This window comes from Saccharopolyspora sp. NPDC045941, from assembly GCF_056431445.1.
Window position 1 is genome coordinate 38,838 of sequence record NZ_JBWKKU010000007.1, and the last position, 20,472, is coordinate 59,309.

Sequence of the window (20,472 nt, forward strand, 5' to 3'; positions counted from 1 at the left end):
GACTTCCGGGCGCGGGAGGGGCGGGACCCCTCCCGCGCCCGGACTGTCTGTCATCCTGGACAACTGCTTCCGGCCGGGGATTGCTCCGGGCACCCGCGCGGCGACTAATGGAACGAACGAATTCCGCGGCGCGAGGAGGGCGAATGGCCGGATCGTTGCAGGTCGAGCGCAGATCGATCGACCCGATCCCCGACGGCGAGCGGCACGGCAACCCGCGCAGCCTGTTCACGTTGTGGTTCGCCGGCAACATGCAGATCACCTCGGCCGTGACTGGCGCGCTGACCGTGCTCGTGGGCCTGCACCCGCTGTGGGCGCTGGCGGCCATCGCGCTGGGCAACGCCATCGGCGGCATCCCGATGGCGTTGCACGCCGCGCAGGGGCCGACGCTCGGCATCCCGCAGATGATCCAGAGCCGGGCGCAGTTCGGCGTGTACGGCGCGGTGCTGCCGCTGGTCCTGGTCGTGCTGATGTACCTCGGCTACTTCGCCAGCGGCAACGTGCTGGGCGGCCAGGCGCTGGCCGCGATCACCGGGCTGCCGGTGGACGCCAGCATCCTGCTCTACGCGGCGCTGTCGGCGCTGATCGCGATCGCCGGATACCGGCTGATCCACCGCTTCGGCTGGCTCGCGTCGCTGGTGTCGGTCGTGGTGTTCGTGTACCTGACGTTCCGGCTGGTCACCACGCACGACCTCGGGCCGGTGCTGGCGAACGCGGAACTCGACCTGCCCGCGTTCCTGCTCGCGCTGTCGCTGACCGCGTCCTGGCAGCTCACCTTCGGCCCGTACGTCGCGGACACCTCCCGGTACCTGCCGGCGAGCACCTCGATCCGGGCGACGTTCTGGTGGACCTACGGCGGCACCGCGCTCGGCGCGACGTGGGCGATGTCCTTCGGTGCGCTCGCCTACGCGGTGGCGGGCAAGGAGTTCAAGGGCCACGAGGTGACCTACGTGGTGGGACTCGGCGGCGAGGCGCTGGTGCTGCCGCTGCTGCTGGCCATCGCGCTGGGCAAGCTCACCATCAACGTGCTCAACATCTACGGCGGCTACATGACGGTGGCCACCACGTTGACCGCGTTCACCCGCAGGGCGGTGCTCTCGCAAGGGGCCCGGATCGGTTACATCGCGTTCGTCGGCGTCCTCGGCGGCGTGCTCGCGGTGCTGGGGCGCGGTGACTTCCTGTCGAACTTCGTGCTGTTCCTGCACTTCCTGCTGTACTTCCTCACGCCGTGGAGCGCGATCAACCTGGTCGACTTCTACTTCCTGCGCAAGGAGGACTACGACCTCGACGCGATGTACGACCCGAACGGCCGCTACGGCCGCTGGTGCGTTCCCGCGCTGGTCGCCTACTTCTTCGGCATCGCCGTGCAGATCCCGTTCTCCAACGTGGACAAGGTCTTCACCGGCTTCATGGTTCCGCTGCTCGGCGGCGCGGACATCGCGTGGCTGCTCGGGCTGGTCGTGCCCGGCGCGATCTACTGGGCGGCGATGCGCAACCGGATCCGCGAGAATCGCCCCGTCGCGGGAGGTGCATGAGGTGGCCGAGTCGAGCGCGTCACCGGCCGTCGGGCGGGCGCTGGACGTCCTCGTCCGGCTCGCCGAAGGACCCGGGCCGGTGCGCGCGGCGAGCCTCGCCCGGGATCTCGGCATTCCGCGCTCGTCGCTGTACCACATCCTTTCCGTCCTGGTGGACAAGGGATTCGTGGTGTACCTGGAGGCGGAGCAGGCCTACGGGCTCGGGGTGGTGTCGTTCGAGATCGGCTCCGCCTACCTCCGGCACGAGCCGCTGGAGCGGCGAGCCGCGCCGATCCTGCGCCGGCTGGCCCGCAGCCTCGGGCAGACCGTGCACCTCGGCATCCTGCACGGCGCGGAAACGGTGTACCTGCTGAAGGAGCAGCCGACCTCCGGTGCCGACGTCTCGCTGATCACCGACGTCGGGGTGCGGCTGCCCGCGCACCTGACCGCCAACGGCCGCGCGATCCTCGCCGGCAGCACCGAAGCGCAGATCCGCGCCCTGTTCCCGCACCGCAGCGACTTCATCACCCGCACCGGCCGCGGCCCCCGGACCCTGGCGGAGCTGGGGGAGGGGCTGGCGGTCGACCGGGAGCGCGGCTGGTCGGAGGAGGTGGAGCTGGTCGCGCCCGGCATGCGCTCCGTGGGCGCCGCGGTGTTCGACCACAGTGGACGGCCGGTGGCGGCGTTGAGCACCACGTGGAGCCGGTTCCACGAGCGCCACGAACCGGCCGTGGTCGGCGAGGCGATGCGCGGCGGCGCCGCCGGGCTGACGGCGGCCATCTCCGGCCGCGAGCCGCGCCCGGTCGCCTGAGCGCCGGAAGCAGGTGTCTCGGATCCGAGAAAGACCCGGCTCCGTGCTGTCGGCCGGGCGCGGTGCGGGGTCTGATGGGACCAACGAGAACGGCTCGAACCTGGAGCAGCACATGACCAACGAAGACGCCCGCACCGTCCGCGCCCCGCGCGGCACCGACCTGAACTGCCGCGGCTGGCAGCAGGAAGGCGCCCTGCGGATGCTGATGAACAACCTCGACCCCGAGGTCGCCGAACGCCCCGACGACCTGGTCGTCTACGGCGGCACCGGCAAGGCGGCGCGGAGCTGGGCGGCCTTCGACGCGATCACCGAGACGCTCAAGACCCTGGAGAAGGACGAGACGCTGCTGGTGCAGTCCGGCAAGCCGGTCGGCGTGCTGCGCACCCACGAGTGGGCGCCCCGGGTGCTGATCGCCAACTCCAACCTGGTGGGCGACTGGGCGAACTGGGAGGAGTTCCGCCGCCTCGACTCGCTGGGCCTGACGATGTACGGCCAGATGACCGCCGGGTCGTGGATCTACATCGGCAGCCAGGGCATCCTGCAGGGCACCTACGAGACCTTCGGCGCGGTCGCCCGCAAGCGCTTCGACGGCACCCTCGCCGGCACCATCACGCTGACCGCCGGGCTCGGCGGCATGGGCGGCGCGCAGCCGCTGGCGGTGACCATGAACGAGGGCGTGGCGATCTGCGTGGAGTGCGACCCCTCGCGCATCGAGCGCCGCATCGCCCACCGCTACCTCGACGTCCGCGCCGACGACATCGACGACGCGCTGCGGCTCGCGGTGGAGGCCCGGGACCAGCGCAAGCCGCTGTCGATCGGGCTGCTGGGCAACGCCGCCGAGGTGTTCCCGAAGCTGCTGGAGATGGACGCGCCGATCGACATCGTCACCGACCAGACCTCCGCGCACGACCCGCTCTCCTACCTGCCCGTGGGCGTCGAGCTCGGCGAGTGGGCCGCGCTGGCGGAGCAGGACCCGGCGGCGTTCACCGAGCGGTCCCGCAAGTCGATGGCCGCCCAGGTCGAGGCGATGGTGGGCTTCCTGGACAAGGGCATCGAGGTCTTCGACTACGGCAACTCCATCCGGGACGAGGCCCGCAAGGCCGGCTACGACCGGGCCTTCGCGTTCCCGGGGTTCGTGCCCGCGCACATCCGGCCGCTGTTCGAGGAGGGCCTCGGCCCGTTCCGGTGGGCGGCGCTGTCCGGTGACCCCGCGGACATCGCGGCCACCGACAAGGCGATCATGGAGCTGTTCCCGGAGAACGAGCACCTGCACCGGTGGCTGACGATGGCCGGCGAGCGGGTCTCCTTCGAGGGCCTGCCCGCCCGGATCTGCTGGCTGGGCTACGGCGAACGGCACCGCGCCGGCCTGAAGTTCAACGAGATGGTCGCCTCCGGCGAGCTGTCCGCCCCGGTCGCCATCGGCCGCGACCACCTCGACTCCGGTTCGGTCGCCTCGCCCTACCGGGAGACCGAGTCGATGCTGGACGGCTCCGACGCGATCGCCGACTGGCCGCTGCTGAACGCGCTGGTCAACACCGCCTCGGGCGCGTCGTGGGTGTCGATCCACCACGGCGGCGGCGTCGGCATGGGGCGCTCGATCCACGCCGGGCAGGTCTGCATCGCCGACGGCACCGAGCTGGCCGCCGAGAAGCTGACCCGGGTGCTCACCAACGACCCGGGCATGGGCGTGCTGCGCCACGTCGACGCCGGCTACCAGCACGCGACCGACGTCGCCAGGGAGCGCGGCGTGCGGATCCCGATGCTCGACGCGTGAACCGGCCGGCCCGGAGACGGTAGCGCCTCCGGGCCGCCGGCGACCACATTGGACTTGCAGGAGTGGGAAAGTGATCGTTGAGGCGGTGAACCGCGCGCCGCAGCGCTGGAGCGGCCGCGACGACGGACCGGGGCCCGAACACCTCAGGTGGCACCACGTCGTCGGCGCCGGGGGAGCGGCGGACGTCGCGTTCCTCGGGTTCCGCAGCGATGAAGGCGTCCGCCGCAACAAGGGCCGCCAGGGCGCGGCGGACGGCCCGCGCGCCATCCGCGAGGCGCTGGCCTCGATGGCGCTGCCCGCGCCGGCGCGAGCCGTGGACGCGGGTGACGTCGAGGTCACCGGCGGTGCGCTGGAAGCCGGGCAGGAACGGCTCGGCCGGGCCGTGACGGACCTGCTCGACGACGGCCGGTTCGTCGTCGTCTTCGGCGGCGGCCACGAGATCGCCTACGGCAGCTACCTCGGCATCGCGGAGTCGGCGCGGGTGCGCTCCGGCGCGAAGCTCGGCGTGCTCAACCTCGACGCGCACTTCGACCTCCGCGCCGACGAGACACCGAGCTCCGGCACGCCGTTCCGGCAGATGGCCGACCTGGAGCGGCAGCGCGGCGAGCACCTGCACTACGCGGTGCTGGGCATCAGCCAGCCGAGCAACACCAAAGCCCTGTTCGACACCGCCGACGAGCTGGGCGTGGACTACCTGCTCGACGACCACTGCGGCCCGGCGAACCTGGCCGCCGTGGACGGGTTCGTGGACCGGTTCCTGACCGGCTGCGACGTGGTCTACCTGACGATCGACCTCGACGTGCTGCCCGCGGCGGTGGCGCCCGGCGTGAGCGCCCCGGCGGCCTACGGCGTCCCGCTGGAGACGATCCAGCACGTGTGCGAGCGGGTGGCGGCCAGCGGCAAGCTGGCGCTCTGCGATGTCGCGGAGCTCAATCCCGGGCTCGACATCGACAACCGCACCGCCCGGACCGCGGCCCGCCTGGTCCACCGGATCGTCACCGCGCGACGCACTCACCAGTAGGGGGAGGAATGCCAGAGCACGAAACCGCGGATCCCCGCGAACTCTCCGACGAGGCGTTCACGACCATGCTCGAAGAGGAGCAGGGAACCGTCCAACGTGGACTGGAATAGCGGCCGGGGAGGAGACTGCCGTGCCCGCGCACGATGCGCTCTGCATCGCCTACCTGGTGCGGCCGGACGTCATCACCGCCTCGGGCTCGCGTGGAGACCAACGGCGACGGGACACTGGCCAGATGGTCGTCGGCGCCCGTCACCGCCTCGGCCGACGTCTTCCGCGAGGTGCTGCGCGCCGCGCTCGGCAACACGGTGCGTGACCTGCGGGGTTCGACTAGCTAGACGCCGGGCGGCGGAGGACTATTTCCGGTATCCGCGTTCACGAAATTGGTCCGGGTGCCCGACTTGTTCGTGAGCGAACGGGACCGGTTCGCGAGGCGTCGCCCGGCGTTCGGCTACCCGTTCGAGCGCGAGCGTGAACCCACGGCCGACCCGGTCCGAATCCGACCGAGGGGGCCGCGATGTCCACTTCGGACAGCAAAGCCGGCAGCGACGACGCGCGGCTGAGCGAGCTCGGTTACACCACGGAATTCCGCCGGGACATGAGCCTGTGGGCGAACTTCGCCCTCGGGTTCACCTACCTGTCGCCGGTGGTGAGCACCTACACGCTGTTCGGGGTCGCGCTGGCCGCCGGCGGGCCGCCGATGATCTGGAGCTTCCTGCTCGCCGGCGCCGGGCAGTTCCTGGTCGCCCTGGTGTTCGGGGAGGTCGTCGCGCAGTACCCGCTGGCGGGCGGGATCTACCCCTGGTCCCGGCGGCTGTGGGGAAAGCGCTGGGCGTGGATGTCCGGCTGGGTCTACCTGATGGCACTGCTGGTGACGATCACGAGCGTCGCCTACGGCGCCGGGCCCTACATCGCCCTGCTGTTCGGCTTCCACCCGACGGTCATCAACAACGTGCTGTGCACGGTCGCGCTGATCGTGGCGGCCACCCTGATCAACTACGGCGGCACGAAGGTGCTGTCGATGGCCGCGATCATCGGGTTCACCGCCGAACTGCTGGGCGCGCTGTTCGTGGGCGTCTGGCTGCTGACGACCCACCGCTTCCACGGCCTGGGGGTGCTGTTCGACAACTTCGGCGCCGGCGGATCCGGCCCCTACCTGCCGGTGTTCCTCGCGGCCGCGATCATCGGCTTCTACCAGTACTACGGCTTCGAGGCGTGCGGCGACACCGCCGAAGAAGTCCCGCACCCGGGCCGCAACGTGCCGAAGGCGATGCGGCGCACCATCTACATCGGCGGTGCTGCCGCGACGTTCGCCTGCCTGACCCTGCTGCTGGCGGTGCCCGACTTCGGCAAGGTCATCTCCGGCGAAGACGCCGATCCGCTGATCAACGTGCTCAACAGCGCCTTCGGCGAGACGGGCGCGCGGGCGGTGATGGGCGTGGTGCTGATCTCGTTCCTGTCCTGCACGATCAGCCTGCAGGCGGCGGCCGGGCGGCTGACCTACTCCTACGCCCGCGACGAGATGATCATCGGCTACAAGCTGCTGCGCCGCTTCTCCCACGCCCGCCACGTGCCGCCGTACGCGCTCCTGCTGGCCGGCGTGGTCCCGGCGCTCATCGCGGTGGGGTCGCTGATCTCCACCGACGCGCTCACCAAGATCGTCTCGTTCGCGATCCTGGGGATCTACCTGGCGTTCCAGATGGTCGTGCTCGCCGCCCTGCGCGCGCGGCTGAAGGGCTGGCGACCGACCGGCGAGTTCACCCTCGGCCGGTGGGGGCTCCTGGTCAACGTCGTGGCGCTGGCCTACGGCATCGGCGCGATGGTGAACATCTCGTGGCCGCGAACGCCGCAGGCCGCCTGGTACGACAACTACATCGTGCTGCTCTCCGGTGGAATCGTCGTCGCCGTCGGCGTGATCTACATGTTCACCACGCACCACTACGGCCGCAGCAACGCCCCGGCCGGGGACGCCGTGCCCGCGGACAAGCGGTGAGGCGCGGCTCCACCCCGGTGCGGGTGGAGCCGCGCGAGGCGGTCAGAGCCGCAGCCGCGGCCAGTTCGCGGTGTCGCGCAGCAACTGCCTGTCGTGGGTGGCGACCACGATCGCGGCCGTGGTCGTGGTCAGCGCATCCGTGAGCTCTTCGACCAGCGTCATCGACAGGTGGTTCGTCGGCTCGTCGAGCAGCAGCACGTGCGGCCGCGCAGCCAGCGCGATCGCGAGCTGCAGCCGGCGTTGCTGACCGATCGACAACTCGGCGACCGGCCGGCCGGCGGCGGCATCGGGCAGCAGCCCGAGCTCCGGCAACGGGATCGCGTCGCCGTCGATCAGCCCGGACACGGCGAGCTCGTCGACGGCCCGCTGATACGCCTCGCCGGCGGTCAGCCGTGCCGCAGCAGGCGATTCCTGCGCGAGCCACGAGACCCGCGCCGCGGCGTTGCGCACCACGGCACCCGACGTCGGCTGGAGCTCACCGGCCAGCAGCGAAAGCAGACTCGACTTCCCGGCCCCGTTGCGGCCGGTGACGACGAGGCGATCGCCGGATCGCAGCAGCAGCGACCGGGGTCGCTCCAACCGCCCGCGCAGGATCACCTCGTCGGCGTGCAGGAGCGGAACCCCCGGCATGTTCCCGAGTTCCGGGGCCTGGAAGCGCAGCGGCGGCGCGGGCACGTCCACGCGGTGTGCGTCGAGGTCTTCCTGCCGCCGGTGGACCGCCCGCACGAGCGCGGGCGCCCGCGTGGCGCGGGTGTGCTTGCCGGTGCCCTTCTCCGGTCGCCACCCGGTGGACAGGCGGTCCTGCGCCGCCGAGAGGTCGTCGGCGAGCCGCTGGTGTTCGCGTTGCTGTGCGCGGTATTCGTTCTCCCAGCGCTCGCGTTCGGCACGCTTCCCCTGCTGGTAACCGGCATACCCGCCGCCGTAGGTCCGCGGGCGTCCGTCCCTGGTCGGGTCGAGGTCGAGCACCGAGGTGACGACGTCGGCGAGCAGCGCGCGGTCGTGGCTGACGAGCACGACGCCGCCCGGGTGTTCCCGCAGCCGCGCCGTCAGGTGTTCGAGTCCGGCCGCGTCGAGGTGGTTCGTCGGCTCGTCGAGCAGCAGCAGGTCGTGCCCGGCGCCGAGGAGGCAGGCCAACCGCACCCGGTAGCGCTGGCCGACCGACAGCGCGGCGAGGGGCCGTGCGCGGTCGGCGACGGCGCCGAGCGCGGCCAGCGAGATGTCGACCCGGCGGTCGGCGTCCCAGGCGTTCAGGGCCTCCGCGGCGGCCAGCGCTTCGGCGTACTGCTCGTCGGCGCCGGGGCGCTCCTCGACCAGCGCCGCGGTCGCCGCTTCGAACTCCTGCAGGGCTCGGCGCGCGTCGGCGAGCTCGATGTCGATGAGGTCGCCGACGGTGCGCCCGTCGTCGACCGGGATCTCCTGGTCCGCGACGCCGAAGGTGCCGACCCGGTGCACGGTGCCGCTGTCGGGAACGAGGTTCCCCGCGAGCACCTGCAGCAAGGTGGTCTTGCCTGCGCCGTTGCCGCCCACCACGCCGAGCCGGTCACCCGGGGAAACCGCCAGGTCGACGCCGGTGAGCACGGCGCGACCGCCGCGGGCGAGGTGGATTTCGGCTGCGCTGAGGTGGGTTCGGGCGCGGGCCGGTAGGACGATGCGAGTGGACACGGTTCCTCCGAGACGGATCCCGCGAACACCGGGCACGGTCCAGCGCCGGGCGATGGGGGATCCGGAAATGAAGTGCGTTCAACGACCGATGCGCTCAGCGCGGACCGGCCGAAGGCCGTCCGCCGCCGAGGTCGGCGCTCTCAGAGGAAGTAGTGGAATCGCACGAGCCGACTCTAGCAGGACCACGTCGCGGTTCGCCCGTGATTTCCGACTCGCGGGTCAGGTCGAAGGACCGGCGGCCGTCCCGCGTGCACGTGCCGGAACCGTCCACAAAAGACGAAATGCTGCCGGAACGCCGTGGCGGGCCGGGGAATCGACCACGGCCCGCCACGGTGGAAGCGGTAGGACTAGACGGCCAGCCCCGAACGAACGACGTGCACCGGCGACATCAGGACGGACAGGTCGCGCTGCGGGTCGCCCGAGACGACGATCGCGTTGCCCTGGAAGCCTGCGGTGAGCCGCCCCGCTTCGCGCTCCACGCCGAGGAGCCTGGCGGCGGAGGTCGTCGCGGTGCGGATGGCGTCGAGCGCGGGCAGGCCGGCCTCGTGCATCAGCTGCACCTCGCGGCCGATCGGGTCGACGGTGCCGCCGGAGGAGTCGGTGCCGGCGGCGAGCGGCACGCCCATCTCGTGGGCGGCGCGGACGGCGTCCTTGAGGATGGGCAGGTAGGTGCGCCCGCGTTCGGCCAGGACCGGGTTGGTGGACTCGGCGAGACCGGCCATCGCGGTGAGCGTCGGGGTGAAGTAGGTGTCCCGGCGGCGCATTTCGTGCAGGGTCCGCTCGCCGACGAAGACACCGTGCTCCAGCGAGCGGATGCCCGCGGCCACCGCGTCGTGGCAGCCCTTCTCGCTGTAGCTGTGGCACAGGACGCCCTTGCCGCGCTTCCGGGCCGCGCCCACCACCTCGGCGAGCTGCTCGTAGGAGTAGACCTGGGTCTGCGGATCCTGCTCGGGCAGCCCGGCCCGCTCGTTGACCCGCGTCTTGATCACGTCGGCTCCTCGGGCGAGGTTCACCTCGACGACGCGGCGCAGCGCCTCCGGCGAGCGGACGCCCTCCTTGAGCCGCGCCAGCGGCGTGAGGTCGGGGTCGGCGAGGACGGTGTCGCCGAGATCCGGGGTGACGAAGACGCCCGCGGCCTTCAGGTGCGGCGCCTGCTGCGGCGCCTGCCACGCCAGCTCGCGCACGGCGATGTCCTGGTAGAAGTTCGTGGAACCGCTGCGCGCGCTGGTCGCGCCCTTGCGGACCGCGTCGGCGGCCTCGGCCGCCGTGTTGAGGTGGATGTGCGCGTCGAGGAGGCCGGGCAGGACCCACTTGCCGCGCGCGTCCAGGCGCGGGGCGCCGGCGGGTGCCTGGACGCGGTCGCGGGAACCGGCCGCGCGGACGATGCCGTCGCGGATCACGACGACGCTGTCCTCGATGACCTCACCGGTCGCCGGATCGAGCAGCGTGCCGCCCTCGATGACCAGGTCGCCGCCGTTCGAGCCGGGTCGCGGAGCGGCCTCGGCCGAGCGGGGCGCGGTGGTCAGGGCGGCGGTTCCGGCCAGCACGGCGGCTGCGGCGAGCACCCCGCGGCGGGTGACGCTGCTGGGCGGCGGCGGGGTTGGGTCGAGGCACATCACGAGCTCCTAGAAGTCAAGCTTGGGGTGTTCTGTATACCAAATCATCCCTCAGGTTCGGAACATCCAAGAGAAGGAGTCGCCTCAACTTGATCGGATTAGCATTTGGTATACCCGTGACTATCGGGATGCGTTCCCGGGCAGCCGCGTCGCGAAGACTTCGCGCGCGAGCTCCAGGAGGTCCGGGATGGCCGGGTGCCCAAGCCGCCGCGGTGGCCGGGGCGGCGGCTCTGGCCGCACAATGCGGTGACGTCGGCTAGGGGGTGACGACGTGCACCTGGATCCCGAGCTCGCGGCAGCCCTGCCCGCGCTGCCCGATCTGCACATCCAGGACCTCGCCGGGGCTCGCGCCCGGATGCGGCAGCTGGCCGCGGGCGCGGCGCCCGGTGGGGTCGTCATGACCGACCACGCGGTGCCCGGCCCGGACGGCTCCGTGCGGGTCGGGGTCTGCCGGCCGCCCGATGCCATCGGCCCGCTTCCCGCCTTGTTGTTGTTGCACGGCGGGGGATTCGTGATGGGCGGCCTGGAGACGGTCGCCGCGCAAGCCGCGGACCTGTGCGCCCAAGTGCCCGCGGTCGTCGTGGCCGTCGACTACCGGCTGGCTCCGGAGCATCCGTACCCCGCCGCCCTGCGCGACTGCGAGGCCGCGCTGCGCTGGATCGCATCCGAAAGCGGGGCGTTGGGCGTCGATGCGGGGCGGATCGGGGTGTACGGGATGAGCGCCGGGGGCGGTCTCGCCGCCGCGCTCACGCTGCTCGTCCGCGACCGCGGCGGGCCGCCGCTGTGCTTCCAGCTGCTCGACGCGCCCGAGGTCGACGACCGGCTGGACACCGCCTCGATGCGGGCGTTCGACGACACTCCACTGTGGAACCGGCCCGACGCGGTGCTGAGCTGGCGGTACTACCTGGCGGACTGCGGCGGGGTCGTCCCGCCGTACGCCGCGCCGGCGCGCGCCGATGATCTCTCCGGTCTCCCGCCGGCGTACGTGTCGGTCTACGAGAACGACCCGCTGCGCGATGAGGGCCTGTCCTACGCGTCCGGCCTGTTGCACGGCGGCTCATCGGTCGAGCTGCACCTGTTCCCCGGCACGTTCCACCGGTCGGCCGTCATCACGAGCGCGGCCGTATCCCAGCGTCAGATCGCCGAAACCCTCGATGCGCTCCGCCGCGGATTGAGCCGGTTCGAGTAGAACTGTAACGAGACAGATCGTGCCGGAAATGGCGCTGTTCTCGATTTGTTTCTGCTGGTGGATGCGATGTTCCCGGTTATCGATCTTTCGTGGACGGATGGTATCCGGGATACGAAAACGTTGACAGGGATCCGGGTCGCTGATCGCCACCCGGGGGATGCCCACCGAGGCGGGGTCGGACGTGCTCGCCGGCAACGTGCCCAACGCCGACGCGGCCGTGGTGAGCCGACTCCGGGCCGTCGGCGCGATCATCACCGGCAAGCACCGGACGCACGAGTTCGGCATCGGCATGAACGCGCCGCCGACCCGCAATCCCTGGGACCTCACCCGGTACCCGGGGGGTTCCACGGCCGGTGGCGGGGTGTCGGTGGCGGTCGGCTCCAGCCTGGCCGCCATCGGGACCGACGGCGGCGGTTCCATCCGCAAGCCGGCGCCGATCAACGGGGTGGTGGGCCTCAAACCCACGTTCGGCATGGTGGACGCGGACGGCCTGGTCCCGGGCGGCACCTCGGTGGACCACATCGGATGGCTGACCAGGTCGGTGGCCGATGCGGCACTGCTGCACGACGTCCTGTCCGATCAGCCGGGCTCCGACCGGCCGGTCCGGGCGGCCCGCCCCCGGATCGGCTGCCCGGCGTACTTCTTCGACGGCATCGAGGAGGGCATCGCCGAGGTGGTGCAGCGTGCCGTCGAGTCGCTGGCCGAGCGCGGCGCCGAAGTGGTTCTCATGGACATCCCGGGAATGAGCGAGACGCCGAGGGCGCACACCCTGCTCGTGTCGTGGGAAAGCGCGCAGCTCCACCGGGAGTGGATGGACGCGTGCCCGCAGCGGTACCACCCGGCGAGCCTGCGCGCCCTGCGGGCCGGGTCGCGGGTCGCGGACGCGGACCTGCAGTGGGCCCGCGACCAGCGGCGCCGGGTGCGGATCGCGATCGACGACGCGATGGACGAGCACGACCTGGATGCGCTGTGCACTCCCACGCTCGCGCTCGCCCCGGTCCCGATGTCGGAGATGGATCCCGAGCGGCTGCTGCCGGAGTACTGCCGGCTCACCCTGCCGTTCAACCTCAGCGGTCATCCCGCGGCGAGCGTCAACTGCGGCACGAGCCTGCTCGGGCTGCCGGTGGGGCTGCAGATCGTGGGGCGCCAGTACTCTCTTCGACATCCGGGAAGCGTTGGAGGTCCTGGTGTTCCGGCTGGCGGCCGACCGCGCGACCCCGCGCGACGTGCGGCGCCTGGAGAAGCTGCTGGAGCGTGCCAAGGCCGCGATGGCGAAGGAGCGCCACAGCGACGTCACGCAGATCAACGCGGATTTCCACGAGGCCGTCACGGACCTGGCCGGAAACCCGTTCCTGCACGGCATGCTCGAACCGCTCACCGGCTGCCTGCGGGTGCTGATCGGCCGGAGCCACGAGTACGAACGCCAGGCCGCGGAGCACGCGGGCCTCGTCGAGGCCCTGGCCGACCGCGATCCCGACCGGGCGGCGGCGCTGGCGCTGGCCCACATCCGGACCAGCCGGGCCCACGCCCTGGCGCAGTACGACGCCGCGCACGCGCAGGAAGGCTCGGCCTAGCTCCCCTCCACCAGGAAGACCTGCGCGAGACTGCCGTCGCAGCGGTCCTGGATGAGCTGCACGCCCGGCTCGACGCGGTGCTGGAAGACGCCGATGCACCACTTGGAACCCGGCACCGAGTGCATCCGGTAGCCGTTGGCCGGGGAACCGACCGGTTCGAAGGTGAACCGCTGGTCCGGGCGGCCGTCCTCGCATTCGTCCCCCGAGAGCAGCACCTCGGCGTGCTCGCCGCCGTAATCGGTGGTCACGCAACCAAGCCCGTTCTCCGAGGAGTTCAGCAGCAGGCGAAAACTCCCGTCCGGGGCCGCCTCCACACCGATCGGGGGGCCGGCCGACGCGCAGTCGTGCTGGCCGAGCACGTCTCGGCCGGAAGCGGCGAACTTCTCCGGTCCTTCGCCCAGGCACAGCCCGGTGTGCGCGAGGCGGATCCGCTGGACCGAGGCGAGCGGGCCGGCCGCCTTCTCGTCGAGCGGCAGCGGTGGCGTGATGGGCGATCCCTGCCGTTGCGCGGGTGGTGCTGGCGTTTCCGGCTGTCCGAAGGCCAGGCTCAACGCGATGATCGCGGCCGCCGCGCCGACGGCCGCGACCGCGACGACCGCCGCCCGTCGCCAGGTGGCTCGACTGGTCGGGGCCGGCACGAACTCGGCTTCGACCGCCGGTTCCACCTCGTCCCCGCCTGCTGATCCGGGTGGGCCCTCGGCCCTGGCTGCCAGCTCGTTGCGGGCCGCGACCCAGGTCTCGACGGTCGGCTCGTCGCCGCCGCAGGCTCGGACGAACGCGGCGACGAGATCGGCGCGGGGCAGCTTGTCGCGGGACAGCGCCGCGTTGATGGTCGAACTCGGCAGCACGTCACCGGCCCGCTCCGCGCGGCGTTCCAGCGCGCGGAAGCTGAGGTCGGCCCGCACGCGCATTTGCCGCAATGCGGCGACGAAAGCGGCGGTGTCGTCGATGTTCTTCGGATCGGGCCAGTCCTGAGATATCGGAGCTTCCTCCCCAGCGGAACTCATGCGTCCACCTTATTGCGTCCCGGGCGGTGTCCGGGACTGTTCCGGACAGCCCGGAACCTTGTTCCCCCAGGTGGCAGCGGATTGCCTCGGTGGTGCATCCACAGCGATCGACAGGGAGTTCGCAATGCCGATTCGACGAATGAGCCGCCGCCGGCGGCGGAGCCGGAGAACGTTGGTCTGCGCGGGGTTCGCCGGGGGAGTGACGATGGGGGCGCTCGCGGTCGGCCTGGTGACCGTCGGGTACGGGAGCCGGATGGTCGCGAGCGAGGCACCGGAGCCGGCGGCCGCGGTGCTCCCCGCGGATCTCGGCCGACTCATCGACGAGTACCTCGAACGGAAGGGGTACGTCCCGGAGGCGGATCTGCTGCTGCCGGATCTCACCGAGGTTCCCGCCGCACCGGTTCCCGCCCTGCCGGAACCGGTCGCACCGGCGAACGTCCCGCTCTCGCAGGTGCCGGTCCCGCTCCGCTCCCGGGCGGAGCAGGTCGAGATCGTCGACATCCCCGCGCAGGTGGACGTCGCGATCGGGGAAGCCGTGCCGGAGGTGGTCGGTGCGATCGAGGAAACCGCGCCGGAGGCGGTCGACGAGGTGGCCGCCGAGCTCATCGACGCAGCAGAACCACCCCCGGTCGTTCTCCTGGGATCTCCGGCGGAGGAGGGCCAGGAGGCGGAGGAACTCATGACGGCTCCGCAACCGGTATCCGTCGAGCCGGAATCCGTTCCGGTGGAGGAAGAACCCGTGACCGCGTTGGTCGTGTCGGAGCCGCGGCACCGGGGTGCGGAGGACCGGCCGGCGGAAGTGTGGGGCGAGCCGTCGGGCGAGATCGCCGAACCGGATGCCTTGATCGGGTCGAGCGTGGCGGAGTACGAGCCCGCGCCGATGCGAGTGGAGCCCTACGAGGTGGCGGGGGTGGCCGGTGAGTACTGATCAGGACAAGCTGGAGGAGGCGCGTCGACGGTTGCGCAAGCTGGGTGTCCAGGTGCTGGTGGGCGCGACGATGGCGACTGGGGTGGCGCTGGTCGGGCCGGCGGCGGTCGCTTCGGCCGAACCGCCGCCGGCGAGCGCGACGCCGAATCCCGGCCAGGGGCAGCCGGGCGGTGCCCGGAAGGTGATCCAGAAGATCAAGGGCGTCATCTACGAAATCCGCTTCCCCGACACGCTGGATCCCAGCGACCCGCGCTTCCGCGAGAAGGTCATTGCCAGCGTCGTGGTGCGGCGCCTGGAAAAGGGGCTGAGCACGGGGAAGACCACGGTGTCGATCGCCGACGCGCCGGATCTGGCCGACGACGTCGCCGAGGCCATCAGGCGGACGGGTCAGACCACCGAAAGGCTCAAGAAACGGCTCAACGGAGCCGAGGAGCGCATCACGAAGCGCAAGGACCAGCTGGCCAACGCCAAGACGCCGAGAGCCAGGACGACGGCCGCCCGGAGGCTGGAGCAGGCGCGCAACAGGTACAACAGCGTCTTCAGGGAGTACATGAAGGCGAAGAAGGCGGCGGAGCCCTTCGACTGGGACAAGGAGGTCAGCCGCCTCACCAACCGGCTCAAGGATTTCGAACGGGCGGCCAAGAGCCCCCGGCTGACCGCGCACGGCCGTCAGCAGGCCAAGAAGCAGGTTGACGAGGCTCGTGCGGAATTGGAGCAGGCGCAGGAAGACCGTGATCGGGTCCGCTCCGCCGGCCGGGACGACGACGAAGGCGGGGACACCACAGGAACCGGTGCCAAGCCGAAGAAACCCGACAACGGTGGTACCGACGGCACCACCGCCAAGCAGTCGAGCACCGGCAAGGTGCGGACGCAGGGCCGCCTGGGCAGGCTCGGCACCATCCGGATGCCGCGTGGCTACCGGGGCGGAGGCACCGGCCTGAGCCAGGTCTACGGCGAACTGCTCGGGCAGGCGTACGCCGACCACGTGGCCGCGGAGCACCAGGAAACGCTGCGGAAGGCGATGCGGGATCCCGCGCTGCGCAAGCGCATCATCGATGACTACAACGACATCAAGGACAACAACCACCTGGAGACCTTCGGCCGCGCTTTCGACACGTCCAAGGGGTTCACCCAGGGCACCACCCGGGACATCGGCCCGAAGCTGGTCGAGTACCAGAAACAGCTCGATACGACGAGGAAGAACGCGGACGAGTCCAACGCCGACCCGCTCTACCGGCAGGCCAGGCACGAGTGCGGCGGATACGACACCTGCGTGACAGAGCGGACGAAGAGGCTGCGGGAGCGGAACGCACGCGAGGTGGCTGATTCGACGAAGAAGGCGCGCACGTCGAATGCGGATCCGAGCTATCAGCAGGCGCGGCGGGAGTGCGGCGGCTACGACACCTGCGTGACCGACCGGACGAAGAGGCTGCGCGACCAGAAGAAGACCAACGACCGGGCTGTCGCGGATGCCACGAAGCAGGCCCGCCGCTCGGCCAACGACCCCCTTTACCAGCAGGCGCAGCGGGAATGCGGCGGCTACGACACCTGCGTCCAGAGCCGGGTGAAGAAGCTGCGGTCCGAGAAGACCGCCCGCACCGACACCAAGACGCCGAAGACCAAGGCGCAGACCAAGAAGCCGAGCCGGGTGAAGGTCGCCAGCTGATCCGTGCTCCGAGGGCCTTCAGGATTTGCACCGCACGCGGGATCGCCCCTCGACGTCGAGGGGCGATCTTCCGCCGTGCTCGCGTGTCTCTCCACTGAGGACGGTCGTGCTCGGCGGCGGGTCACTGCTCCGCGGGTTCGCGGACCTCGGCGAGGGTGTGCACCAGGCGTGGCAGGGTGAGCATGATGTAGTCGCGGACCGTTCGCACCGGGTCGTCGTCGCCGGAGAGGATCGCGTCCTGCATCGCCGACTCGAACTGGGCGAGCAGGAGCCGCGTCAGGTGCATCGAGTCGATCGCGAAGCGCAGTCCCACCGATTCCAGCGCGGCGTCGATCATGTCGGACAGCTGCTGCTGGAACGCGCGCGTGGACTCCAGGAATCGCGGCGCGATCTGCGGTTCGCGCATCGCGAGCAGCCGGAACTCGCTGTTGAGCAGGCACCACTGCCGCTCCTCCGGGAGGAACGCCAGCAGGTCTGCGAGAGCCTCCTCGATCAGCTCCGGGCCGGGCTTGCCCTCGGTTCGGCCGAGCGGGGCGACCGCGTCGTCGAACCTCTCCCGCAGCGCCTCCAGCCGCAGGCGGTTCTCCCGCTCGGCCAGCGCCACGAACAGCTCTTCCTTGCTGGCGAAGTTGGAGTGGAAGGCGCCGCGCGTGAACCCGGCCGCGTCCGCGATGGCCTCGATGGAGATGCCGTTGATGCCGTGCTCGCAGAACTGCTCGTACGCGGCGTCCATCAGTCGTTCCCGGGTCTTGGCCCGCCGGGCCGTCTCCCGATTGCCGGGCTCGGTTGCGCCGCCCGCCGTCGCGGCCGACCTGGTCTTGCTCACGCGAACTTTCCCTCCCCGCAAATGGTTCCGTGATCTTTCGCACGCGCCCGGAACCTACCCCATCGTAGTCGATACGGCGCGGTATCGGATACCGTGACGTATCCGATACGGCGCGGTATCGGTTCTCGTCCGGTGACATCGACATCGTCCGGCCAGACCGGCGACAGGAGTCTGCGTGTCCTCCTTCCTCTACTCCGTCGGCCGCAGAGCGTTCGCGGCCCGCAAGGCAGTGCTGGCGCTGTGGCTGCTGGTCCTAGCCGTCGCAGGTGGTGCGGCGGGCCTGTTGAACAAGGGCCTGGACAACTCCATCAGCATTCCCGGCACCGAGTCGCAGGAGGCGCTCGACCGGCTGTCGGTGACGTTCCCGCAGACCAGCGGAGCCTCGGCGCAGATCGTGGTGGTGGCACCGGGCGGCATGCGGGATCCGGCCGTGCAGCGCGAGGTGGAGCGGGCGGTCGACGAGCTGAACGACGTGCCGCAGCGGTCCCAGGTCGTCTCGCCCTACCAGACGGAGTTCGGCGGGGCGATCAGCGAGAACGGCCAGGCCGGGCTGATCATGGTCCAGCTCGACGGCGAGATCTTCGCGATCGGCGAGCCCGCCAAGGACCGCATCGTCCAGATCACCCACGAGCTGCAGGAGCGCCTGCCGGCGGGATCGCAGGCCTCCTACGGCGGCCAACTGTTCTCGCAGAAGCTCCCCGGCGTGACCGTCACCGAGGCGCTCGGCCTGGTGATCGCGATCGTGGTCCTGATGATCACCCTGGGTTCGTTCCTCGCCGCCGGGATGCCGCTGATCAACGCGCTGGTGGGCGTCGGCATCTCCATGACGCTGATCTTCATCGCGACCGCGTTCGGGCCGATCACCGCGACCACGCCGCTGCTCTCGCTGATGCTGGGCCTCGCGGTCGGCATCGACTACGCCTTGTTCATCGTGTCGCGCCACCAGCAGGAACTCGCCGGGGGAGCGTCGGCGCAGGAGGCCGCCGCGCGCGCCAACGCCACCGCGGGCTCGGCGGTGATCTTCGCCGGGCTGACGGTGATGATCGCGCTGGTCGGGCTCGGCGTCGCGGGCATCCCGTTCCTGACCACGATGGGCGTCGCGGCGGCCGTCGGCGTCGGCGTCGCGGTGCTCGTCTCGGTCACCCTGATGCCCGCGCTGCTGGGCTTCGCCGGCGACCGGATGCGCCCGCGCCCGCGCCCGCGCAAGCGGCGCACCAAGCCCGCCTTCGGGGAGCGGTTCTTCGGCGGCTGGGTGCGCGCGGTGACCCGCTTCCCGATCGTCACCGTGCTCGCCGTGATCGCGGTGCTCGGCCTCGCCGCGGTGCCCGCCGCCGGGCTGCGGCTCGCGCTGCCCGACGCCGGCGCGCTGCCGAAGGACGAGTCCGCCCGCGTGACCTACGACCTGATCGACGAGCACTTCCCGAAGGGCTTCAACGGCCCGCTGATCGTGACCGCCAACATCGTCACCAGCACAGACCCGCTCGGGCTGATGGCCGACCTGAAGGCGGAGATCGAGCGGCTGCCCGGCGTGGCCGACGTGCCGCTGGCCACCCCGAACCCCACCGCCGACACCGGGATCGTGCAGGTGGTCCCGGAAGGCGAGCCGGACTCGCCGGAGACCAAGCAGCTGGTGGACGACATCCGGTCGCTGCACGGGCACTTCAAGGACACCTACGGCATCGACATCGCCGTCACCGGCTTCACCGCGGTGGGCATCGACGTGTCGGCCAAGCTGGGCTCGGCGCTGCTGCCGTTCGGCGTGGTCGTCGTCGGGCTCTCGCTGGTGCTGCTGACGATGGTGTTCCGGTCCATCGCGGTGCCGATCAAGGCGACGCTGGGCTACCTGCTGAGCATCGGCGCCTCCCTGGGCGTGGTGAAGCTGGTGTTCCAGGACGGCTGGCTGGCCGGCGCGTTCAACGTCGAGAACACCGGGCCGGTCATCAGCTTCATGCCGATCGTGCTGATGGGTGTCCTGTTCGGACTGGCCATGGACTACGAGGTGTTCCTGGTCGCCCGCATGCGCGAGGAGTTCGTGCACACCGGTGACGCGCGCGGCTCGATCAACTCCGGGTTCGTCTCCTCGGCGCGGGTCGTGACGGCCGCGGCGGTGATCATGTTCGCGGTGTTCATCGCGTTCGTCCCGGAGGGCGATGCGAACATCAAGCCCATCGCGCTCGGGCTCGCGGTCGGCGTGTTCGTCGACGCCTTCATCGTGCGCATGACGCTGGTTCCCGCCGTGCTCGCGCTGATGGGCGACAAGGCGTGGTGGATGCCGCGGCGGCTGAACCGGGTGCTGCCGTCCTTCGACGTGGAGGGCGAGAACCTCCGCGAGGAGCTGGCGCTGGCGGACTGGCCGCGGCCCGGCGCCGACGACGCGATCGCCTGCGACGGCCTGCGGCTGGCCGACCCGTCCTCGGGTCGCTCGATCTACGCGGGCGTCGGTTTCTTCTTGCCGCGCAGAGGAGTGCACGTCGTCCGCGGCGGCGCGGAGCCGGCGGTGACGGCGTTGCTGCTGACCCTGTCCGGACGGCTGAAGCCGGACGCGGGCAAGTTGAAGGTGCTCGGCCACGTCCTGCCCGCGCGGGCCGCGACGGTGCGCTCGCAGGTCGCCTACGTCGACGCGGGCGAAGGCGGCGCGGAGGCGGTTCGGCTGGCGCTCCGCGAAGAACCGGCCGTGCTCGTGCTCGACCGCACCGACCGGGTTTCCGATCCCGGCGAGCGGCGAGCGATCCGGGGCCTGCTCGCCGGAACCGGCATCACCGTGGTCGCGGGCACCACCGGCCTGGCCGAGGTGGGCGACGTCCTGCCGGACTCGCCGTGGGCCACCGCCTCCGACCTCCGCCCGGCCGGGCGGACCCGCACCCTCTCCGGCGCGATCCGCTAGAAAGCAGAGGTAA

15 protein-coding genes and 1 pseudogene are annotated in these 20,472 nt (G+C 71.2%); 12 read left to right on the top strand and 4 right to left on the bottom strand.

The features are described from left to right. Nucleotides 1-143: 143 nt before the first annotated feature. The 6 genes from AC07FN_RS07510 to AC07FN_RS07535 all read left to right on the top strand — a co-directional run bounded on the left by AC07FN_RS07510 (nt 144) and on the right by AC07FN_RS07535 (nt 7,107). Nucleotides 144-1,532, top strand: a complete 1,389-nt coding sequence (locus AC07FN_RS07510; RefSeq protein ID WP_478394859.1) for a purine-cytosine permease family protein — start codon at nt 144-146, stop codon at nt 1,530-1,532. A 1-nt stretch (nt 1,533) separates the two neighbouring features. Next, nucleotides 1,534-2,322: an IclR family transcriptional regulator gene (locus AC07FN_RS07515; RefSeq protein WP_478394860.1), complete on the top strand. Its 789-nt coding sequence runs from the start codon at nt 1,534-1,536 to the stop codon at nt 2,320-2,322. 112 nt (nt 2,323-2,434) lie between these two features. Next, on the top strand, nt 2,435-4,096 hold the full coding sequence (gene hutU / locus AC07FN_RS07520) for a urocanate hydratase (RefSeq protein ID WP_478394861.1): 1,662 nt from the start codon (nt 2,435-2,437) through the stop codon (nt 4,094-4,096). Nucleotides 4,097-4,166: 70 nt separating this feature from the next. Further along, nucleotides 4,167-5,117, top strand: coding sequence for a formimidoylglutamase (hutG, locus tag AC07FN_RS07525; protein WP_478394862.1), 951 nt, complete (start codon nt 4,167-4,169; stop codon nt 5,115-5,117). A gap of 200 nt (nt 5,118-5,317) precedes the next feature. Next, nucleotides 5,318-5,452 (top strand): hypothetical protein, encoded by a 135-nt coding sequence (locus AC07FN_RS07530; protein ID WP_478394863.1) that lies wholly within the window; start codon nt 5,318-5,320, stop codon nt 5,450-5,452. A 179-nt stretch (nt 5,453-5,631) separates the two neighbouring features. Next, on the top strand, nt 5,632-7,107 hold the full coding sequence (locus tag AC07FN_RS07535; protein WP_478394864.1) for an APC family permease: 1,476 nt from the start codon (nt 5,632-5,634) through the stop codon (nt 7,105-7,107). A gap of 42 nt (nt 7,108-7,149) precedes the next feature. Here AC07FN_RS07535 and AC07FN_RS07540 read toward each other — a convergent pair whose 3' ends face one another. Together AC07FN_RS07540 and AC07FN_RS07545 are read right to left on the bottom strand one after the other, a co-directional pair. Beyond that, the gene (locus AC07FN_RS07540; protein ID WP_478394865.1) at nt 7,150-8,769 is read right to left on the bottom strand and encodes an ATP-binding cassette domain-containing protein; all 1,620 of its coding nucleotides are present in this window, start codon (nt 8,767-8,769) and stop codon (nt 7,150-7,152) included. A gap of 347 nt (nt 8,770-9,116) precedes the next feature. Then, nucleotides 9,117-10,385, bottom strand: coding sequence for an amidohydrolase family protein (locus tag AC07FN_RS07545; RefSeq protein WP_478394866.1), 1,269 nt, complete (start codon nt 10,383-10,385; stop codon nt 9,117-9,119). A gap of 271 nt (nt 10,386-10,656) precedes the next feature. Here AC07FN_RS07545 and AC07FN_RS07550 point away from each other — a divergent pair, with 271 nt between their 5' ends. The 3 genes and pseudogenes from AC07FN_RS07550 (at nt 10,657) to AC07FN_RS07560 (ending at nt 13,148) form a co-directional block, all read left to right on the top strand. Next, complete coding sequence (locus AC07FN_RS07550; RefSeq protein WP_478394867.1) at nt 10,657-11,574, top strand: alpha/beta hydrolase; 918 nt, start codon at nt 10,657-10,659, stop codon at nt 11,572-11,574. Nucleotides 11,575-11,731: 157 nt separating this feature from the next. Continuing rightward, nucleotides 11,732-12,667, top strand: a pseudogene (locus tag AC07FN_RS07555) (amidase); the annotation flags it as partial. Between the two features lie 70 nt (nt 12,668-12,737). Beyond that, entirely contained in the window at nt 12,738-13,148 is a 411-nt protein-coding gene (locus AC07FN_RS07560; protein WP_478394997.1) for a GntR family transcriptional regulator, read from the top strand. On the opposite strand, the gene AC07FN_RS07565 is transcribed toward AC07FN_RS07560, so the two are convergent. Further along, nucleotides 13,145-14,155, bottom strand: a complete 1,011-nt coding sequence (locus tag AC07FN_RS07565) for an RICIN domain-containing protein (RefSeq protein WP_478394868.1) — start codon at nt 14,153-14,155, stop codon at nt 13,145-13,147. The two genes, AC07FN_RS07560 and AC07FN_RS07565, sit on opposite strands and share 4 nt — an antisense overlap. 124 nt (nt 14,156-14,279) lie before the next feature. Between AC07FN_RS07565 and AC07FN_RS07570 the strand changes: the two genes are divergently transcribed. Both AC07FN_RS07570 and AC07FN_RS07575 read left to right on the top strand, forming a co-directional pair. Then, nucleotides 14,280-15,083: a hypothetical protein gene (locus AC07FN_RS07570; RefSeq protein WP_478394869.1), complete on the top strand. Its 804-nt coding sequence runs from the start codon at nt 14,280-14,282 to the stop codon at nt 15,081-15,083. Then, nucleotides 15,073-16,749: a hypothetical protein gene (locus tag AC07FN_RS07575; RefSeq protein ID WP_478394870.1), complete on the top strand. Its 1,677-nt coding sequence runs from the start codon at nt 15,073-15,075 to the stop codon at nt 16,747-16,749. Before AC07FN_RS07570 ends, AC07FN_RS07575 begins: the two co-directional genes overlap by 11 nt. 121 nt (nt 16,750-16,870) lie before the next feature. Here AC07FN_RS07575 and AC07FN_RS07580 read toward each other — a convergent pair whose 3' ends face one another. Then, nucleotides 16,871-17,575 carry a TetR/AcrR family transcriptional regulator gene (locus AC07FN_RS07580; RefSeq protein WP_478394871.1) on the bottom strand — a complete coding sequence of 235 codons (705 nt, stop codon included), beginning with the start codon at nt 17,573-17,575 and terminating at the stop codon, nt 16,871-16,873. A 175-nt stretch (nt 17,576-17,750) separates the two neighbouring features. Here AC07FN_RS07580 and AC07FN_RS07585 point away from each other — a divergent pair, with 175 nt between their 5' ends. Continuing rightward, complete coding sequence (locus AC07FN_RS07585) at nt 17,751-20,459, top strand: MMPL family transporter (RefSeq protein ID WP_478394872.1); 2,709 nt, start codon at nt 17,751-17,753, stop codon at nt 20,457-20,459. Nucleotides 20,460-20,472: the final 13 nt, after the last annotated feature.

What these genes read in the sequence shown, in the direction of transcription:
- AC07FN_RS07535 (WP_478394864.1), top strand. Translation starts at nt 5,632, where the DNA reads ATGTCCACTTCGGACAGCAAAGCCGGCAGCGACGACGCGCGGCTGAGC.
- AC07FN_RS07510 (WP_478394859.1), top strand. Translation starts at nt 144, where the DNA reads ATGGCCGGATCGTTGCAGGTCGAGCGCAGATCGATCGACCCGATCCCC.
- AC07FN_RS07570 (WP_478394869.1), top strand. Translation starts at nt 14,280, where the DNA reads ATGCCGATTCGACGAATGAGCCGCCGCCGGCGGCGGAGCCGGAGAACG.
- hutU (WP_478394861.1), top strand. Translation starts at nt 2,435, where the DNA reads ATGACCAACGAAGACGCCCGCACCGTCCGCGCCCCGCGCGGCACCGAC.
- AC07FN_RS07545 (WP_478394866.1), bottom strand. Translation starts at nt 10,385, where the DNA reads ATGTGCCTCGACCCAACCCCGCCGCCGCCCAGCAGCGTCACCCGCCGC.
- AC07FN_RS07565 (WP_478394868.1), bottom strand. Translation starts at nt 14,155, where the DNA reads ATGAGTTCCGCTGGGGAGGAAGCTCCGATATCTCAGGACTGGCCCGAT.